Origin of the sequence: Psychrobacter pacificensis, assembly GCF_900101915.1 — a bacterium.
Classification (GTDB): Bacteria; Pseudomonadota; Gammaproteobacteria; order Pseudomonadales; family Moraxellaceae; genus Psychrobacter; species Psychrobacter pacificensis.
On record NZ_FNAL01000026.1, the window covers coordinates 22,400 to 28,411 of the forward strand.

A 6,012-nucleotide genomic window follows, 5' to 3' on the forward strand; every position below is an offset into this window, starting at 1 on the left:
TACCTCTACGGTTTCTTCAGCATAGCTCACCTAAGAGCAACTATTAGGGCGTGTTTAACACGCCTTAATAAATATAGTTAGCTGAATGTAAAACTGTTATGGATTTAAACGCGCTACTGGTATAAATTTTACTTGCGTGCTGCGTTCCCAGAGGCTGCGCAAAATTCATCCCAGTAGCGCTATGACATTTTTAGAGTGTATCGACTATAGTAATAACTTAGTATGACTTTAAAACCAGTAAAAAATAAGCTGGTATACACAACAATAAGGACTGTTAATAACAATAAGGACTGTTAATTATGTACACTTTCTTAGCCTTAGCGCCAATTCTCGTTGTATTCATACTACTCATAGTTATGCGCCTGCCAGCTAAGATATCTATGAGTATTGCCTATTTGGTGACAGCTCTGCTAGCCTTTTTCATTTGGCACGCTAGTGGTGCTCAGGTAGCGGCTGCTACTGTTAATGGGATTATTGTGGCACTTACTATTTTATTCATTGTATTCGCAGCTATTTTACTGCTGAATACGCTGAAAGAAAGCGGCGCTCTTGTCGCCATACGTAAGGGCTTTATGGATATTTCACCTGATAGGCGCGTCCAAGCGATCATTGTGGCATGGTTGTTCTGCTCTTTAGTAGAAGGTTCATCAGGATTCGGAACACCATCTGCAGTGGGTGCTCCGCTGTTGTTGGCTTTAGGCTTTCCAGCGATGGCATCGGTCATGGTTATTCTTATCATTCAATCTACACCCGTATCATTCGGTGCAGTTGGTACGCCTCTACTACTTGGCGTTTGGTCTGGTATTACTGATAAACAAGATTTAGCACAGTCCATTGCCCCTACTACTGCCGAAAATTATTTATTACAGATTACAGCTAACGTAGGCCTTGTACATGCGCTTATTGGGTTTTTGATACCTTTAATTTTAAGTGCTTTTTTGACAAGGTTCTTTGGTGAAAAACGCTCCTTCATAGAAGGGCTTAAAGTATGGCCATTTGCCATTTTTGCAGGTCTTTGCTTTACTATTCCTTATTTTTTGGTTGCTAAATTTCTAGGGCCTGAGTTCCCTTCACTCATTGGCGGTTTCATTGGGTTGTTAATTGTACTTCCCGCTGCTAAGCGTGGTTTTTTGATGCCTAAAGATACTTTTGATTTTGCCCCTCGCGCAAAATGGGACAAAGACTGGCTGGGTACTTTAGACGAGGTAAAATATGATGATTCAGCAACCCCAAAGTTCTCTTTAATTCGTGCATTTTCGCCCTATTTCATTGTGATTGCCTTATTGGTCATAACTCGAGTGATTGCACCACTCAAAGCTTTTCTGGTAGGGGATTTAACAACCATTAGCCTTACTAATCTTTTTGGTACAACAATCTCTAGTAAGATACAGCTCGCCTATTCTCCTGGTAGCATTCTAATTATTACTTCTTTATTATGTATTTTACTGTTCAAAATGAATAGCCAAGCGGTAAAGCGCAGTTGGAGTAACTCGGCAAAGACCATGGTTGCTGCCGCACCAGCTTTGCTATTCTCGGTGCCTATGGTACAAGTATTCATTAATTCAGGCTCAGCCGCTGAAGTCGCTACTGCGCTACCGGCTATGCCAATATTACTGGCTGAAAGTGCTGCCGATGCTTTTCAAAATGCGTGGCCGCTAGTGTCTCCATGGATTGGGGCAATGGGTGCTTTCATCGCCGGTTCAAATACTATTAGCAATATGATGTTTTCATATTTTCAATGGTCAACAGCCAATCAGATCGGACTCAATAGCGACCTTGCAGCACAAGTAATAGCCTTGCAAGCTGTGGGTGGTGCGGCTGGTAACATGATTTCGGTGCATAATGTGGTAGCTGCTTGCGCAGTAGTCGGCTTGGTGGATAAAGAAGGCTATGTGATTCGCAAAACACTGCTAGCGATGATTTATTATGTCGTGCAAGCAGGTTTGATCGGTATGGCTATCATCTTCGGTCAAATATGGTGGTGGGCTTTAGCCGTTCTCTGGCCCATAACATTCTTTGGACTGATGTCTTTTTGTGGCAAATTTTCCCGTAGAAAACTGAATGGACGATAATCAGGCAAGCTGACGCTATTAAACTAGATCTAGTAGCGTTAGGTTAAGGTTGCCTTCTAGTTAAAACATAACAGCAATAAGAGATAAACCTATGAAAGACTTAACTAAAATCACCGAAATCGAAGATCTGCGCCGTGTCGCTGAGCGTAAAGTGCCGCGTATGTTCTATGACTATGTCGATTCAGGCTCGTGGACTGAGACCACCTATCGTAATAACGAGACTGACTTTGACCGTATCAAGCTGCGCCAGCGCGTATTGGTCGATATGGATAACCGTAGTCTGGCAACGAGTATGATCGGTGAGCCAGTCAAGATGCCTGTAGCCATCGCCCCAACGGGGTTTACCGGCATGATGTGGGCAGATGGTGAGATACATGCCGCACGCGCCGCTGAAAAATTCGGCGTGCCCTTTTCACTATCGACCATGAGCATTTGCTCTATCGAAGATGTCGCTACTCATACTAGTAAGCCGTTTTGGTTTCAGCTCTATGTCATGCGTGATCAAGCATTTATGGCCAATCTGATTCGCCGTGCCAAAGAGGCCAATTGCTCAGCACTTATCTTGACCGCCGACCTACAAGTGCTTGGACAACGTCACAAAGACATCAAAAATGGTCTATCCGCACCGCCCAAACCCACATTAACCAATATCATGAACCTCATGACCAAGCCGCAATGGTGTATGAATATGCTGGGCACCAAACGTCGCACGTTTGGTAATATCGTCGGTCATGCACAAAATGTTGAGGATCTGTCATCACTCTCTGCGTGGACGGCAGAGCAATTCGATCCGCGTCTGAGCTGGGACGATGTGGCGCGTATCAAAGACATGTGGGGCGGTAAACTTATCATAAAAGGTATCATGGAGCCTGAAGATGCTATTATGGCGGCTCGCAGTGGCGCGGATGCCCTAGTCGTCTCAAACCATGGGGGTCGTCAATTGGATGGCGCGTTATCTTCTATCTCTGCCCTCTCTGACATCGTACAGGCAGTCCATGCCGAAAACAGCGACATCGAGGTGTGGCTCGATAGCGGGATTCGCTCAGGTCAAGACGTCCTAAAGGCTATCGCATTGGGCGCAAAAGGCACGATGATCGGTCGCGCTTTTCTCTACGGATTGGGAGCGTATGGTGAAGACGGGGTGCGCCGCGCGCTTGAAATCATCTATAAAGAGTGTGATATATCTATGGCATTCTGTGGTCATACCGATATCAATACTGTCACGGATAATATCTTGGTAAAAGGCACGTATGAAAACCTCAAAGTGGGTCGTTTTTAGAGCGGCTTAATGTCTAGCGATCGACGTTTAAAACTGGCTATACATAACATAATTTGCTCATACCCTTTATACTGTCTCTATAACATTTTAATGACAGTTAGCCTTTATGACCATTCAACAATTATTAAAAACAGCGCCCGTCACTACCCTGCTATTAGCCAGCTTTATCGGGCTATTTGTCATGCAGCTAGTCACGGGCGTCGATGCCAATAACCCGTCAACTGAAGCGTTAGTTAAATGGGGTGCCAACGCCTTACCTTTAACGATGATGGATGACCCATGGCGCTTGGTGAGTAGTGCGTTTTTGCACATTGGTCTCATGCATCTACTATTTAATGGCTTTGCCATGTATTTCTTTGGCCAGATTGCCGAGCCGATGTTTGGCTCAGCCAAGTTTTTGGCATTGTTTTTGTTGGCAGCCATCGGTGGTAACTTGCTCAATAACTATGTCACATGGCACAGTATTTTGGATGGAACAGGACAGCCCGGCCTATCAGCGGGAGCTTCTGGTGGTATCATGGGTATCGGTGCGGCGTTACTGATCGCTGCCCTATTTAAAATATCGGTCAATGGCATGGTACTCAATCTCAAGAGCTTGGTCATCATCATGGCGATCAACTTGGTTTATGGCTTTGCCGTACCGGGTATCGATAATGCCGGTCACATCGGCGGCGCGATTACTGGCTTGCTTATTGCCTTGCCTATTGCTCTCGTTTATCGTAAGCGAGAGCTGGCACAGCAAGCAGCTATGGCGCAAGCTCAGCAAGCTTATCAAAACGCGGTCCAAGCGAGCTATGCAAGCAATCATCAGCCAAGCTATCAAACGAGCTTACACGATAATCAGCGCGGTAATCCGCCGCTTACCAATATATTTGCTGATAATAATATCCAAACCCCTGTAGACTTAAACAACACCGCGGATACTGCCGATTTCGACCAAAGTGGTGGCTATATAAATAACTACCCCATAAATAACTACCCCACTTATATTGATCCCAAGAAATTTGCGCCAGAGCCTGTTAACGTGAGCCTAATCTGGCGACTGCTGCCTTGGCTAGTCATGGTTGTTATTGTCATTGGTTTTTTGTGGTGGTGGCAAGATATTCATCAGCAAATCCTACAAGTGCTAAAAGCCATTGAGTAAATGCTCATACTTATCTATCATTGCTAAATAACTATCAATAACAGCCGAATCATTTAGACTAATTATTCACTTTTTTCTCGTTTTTCACCTGACCTTACTACCTCGTTATTTATACTCACTTACGAGACCCAATTATGTTAAAACTTGCAGCGCAACCTCACTTCTCTACGCGAGCCATGCTGAGCACGTTAACCGCTACGGCATTACTCAGTGTGTCTAGCCTGTCTAGTGCCATCCCTTTTCTTAATAAAAACCTACCGACTGACAAAGACGCCGAATTGAGCGTTGGGGTCAATCTCATGGCGGTCAAATCCGCCTATGATCTCGAAGACAGCACTGAAGTGCGTGTGCTACCGGGCATTTTTTATGACAATAATAGGATCTATGCGCGCGGTGCTCAAGCGGGTGCGTACTTGATCAATGATGGTGTCAATCAGCTCTCTGCTTACGCGCAGCTCGCAGGGAATTCGTTTGATCCTGATGATGCTAATGGTGCCCTGCAAGGTCTCGATGAGCGTAAACTATCTGCAGAAGCAGGTATAAGCTACCAGCGTCGCACGCCTATCGGTGCGTTTCGTGGTCAGTTTGCGACCGATGTGTTGGACGAAAGTGGCGGTAATACTGGTCGCTTAACTTACCTTGCCAAAATTACTAGAAACAAGCTGACGGTCTATCCAAGCATCGGCTTTGAGTATCATGATGCTGATTATAACGAATACTACTATGGCGTCAGTGAAGAAGAGTCAGCGGAAACAGGCGTTGCCGCTTATAAATCTAACTCGAGCTTGAATCCGTATGTCAGCGTTAGTGCCAACTACGACTTTAACGATAAATGGGCAGGATTTGCCAATCAAAGCGTGAGCTATGTGCCGAATGAGCAGTACGATAGCCCAATGGTAGACTCACGTACTGAAGCGTCGACCACGCTTGGTTTGCTTTATAAGTTTTAATTGAGTTTGAATGTTTGATATAAAAGAGCCAAGCATTTTGCTTGGCTTTTTTTATTAGTGATTTGGCTGAATCAATTTGACTGTAAAAGCTGTCGGGTATAGCTCAAGTATTTATAAAAATATGACCATTATTATAATTTAACTAATGCAGACGTGATTGCATTGAATTTGAATTCTTTTTTCTCTTGTAGAAAAGCTAAGATGCCAATACCTTCTTAGATTAACACATGAAGTGCAATACCAAATGCAAGGTGAAAAAAAGACCTAGATGCGCTAGCATCAAAGTTTTTATCCACCGACCAAAGTGAGATTGCAACCATGAGCTATACACATCTAAGCCTAGGTGAACGATACCAGATTTATGCCCTTAAAGGGGCAAAACATAGTATTAATTTTATAGCGAGGGTGTTAAACAGAAGTCCCAGTACCATATCAAGAGAGCTTAGGCGTAATAAAAGCCTACGAGGTTACCGAGCAAAGCATGCTAATAACAAGGCTTGTGACAGACGGGCTAACAACGCCACAACTATTGTGACTGACCTCTGGGCATGGGTGACAGACAAGCTT

5 protein-coding genes are annotated in these 6,012 nt (G+C 44.4%); all 5 read left to right on the forward strand.

What is annotated here, in order from left to right:
* Positions 1-299 precede the first annotated feature (299 nt).
* Entirely contained in the window at positions 300-2,072 is a 1,773-nt protein-coding gene (locus BLR43_RS11875) for an L-lactate permease (protein WP_093071257.1), read from the forward strand.
* Positions 2,073-2,163: 91 nt separating this feature from the next.
* Positions 2,164-3,351, forward strand: coding sequence for an alpha-hydroxy acid oxidase (locus tag BLR43_RS11880; RefSeq protein WP_093071258.1), 1,188 nt, complete (start codon positions 2,164-2,166; stop codon positions 3,349-3,351).
* Positions 3,352-3,457: 106 nt separating this feature from the next.
* The gene (locus tag BLR43_RS11885) at positions 3,458-4,495 is read left to right on the forward strand and encodes a rhomboid family intramembrane serine protease (RefSeq protein WP_093071259.1); all 1,038 of its coding nucleotides are present in this window, start codon (positions 3,458-3,460) and stop codon (positions 4,493-4,495) included.
* A 134-nt stretch (positions 4,496-4,629) separates the two neighbouring features.
* Positions 4,630-5,445 carry a MipA/OmpV family protein gene (locus BLR43_RS11890; protein WP_093071260.1) on the forward strand — a complete coding sequence of 272 codons (816 nt, stop codon included), beginning with the start codon at positions 4,630-4,632 and terminating at the stop codon, positions 5,443-5,445.
* A gap of 318 nt (positions 5,446-5,763) precedes the next feature.
* Positions 5,764-6,012: helix-turn-helix domain-containing protein (locus BLR43_RS14080; protein WP_143007436.1), on the forward strand; the 249-nt coding region annotated here is incomplete at its 3' end.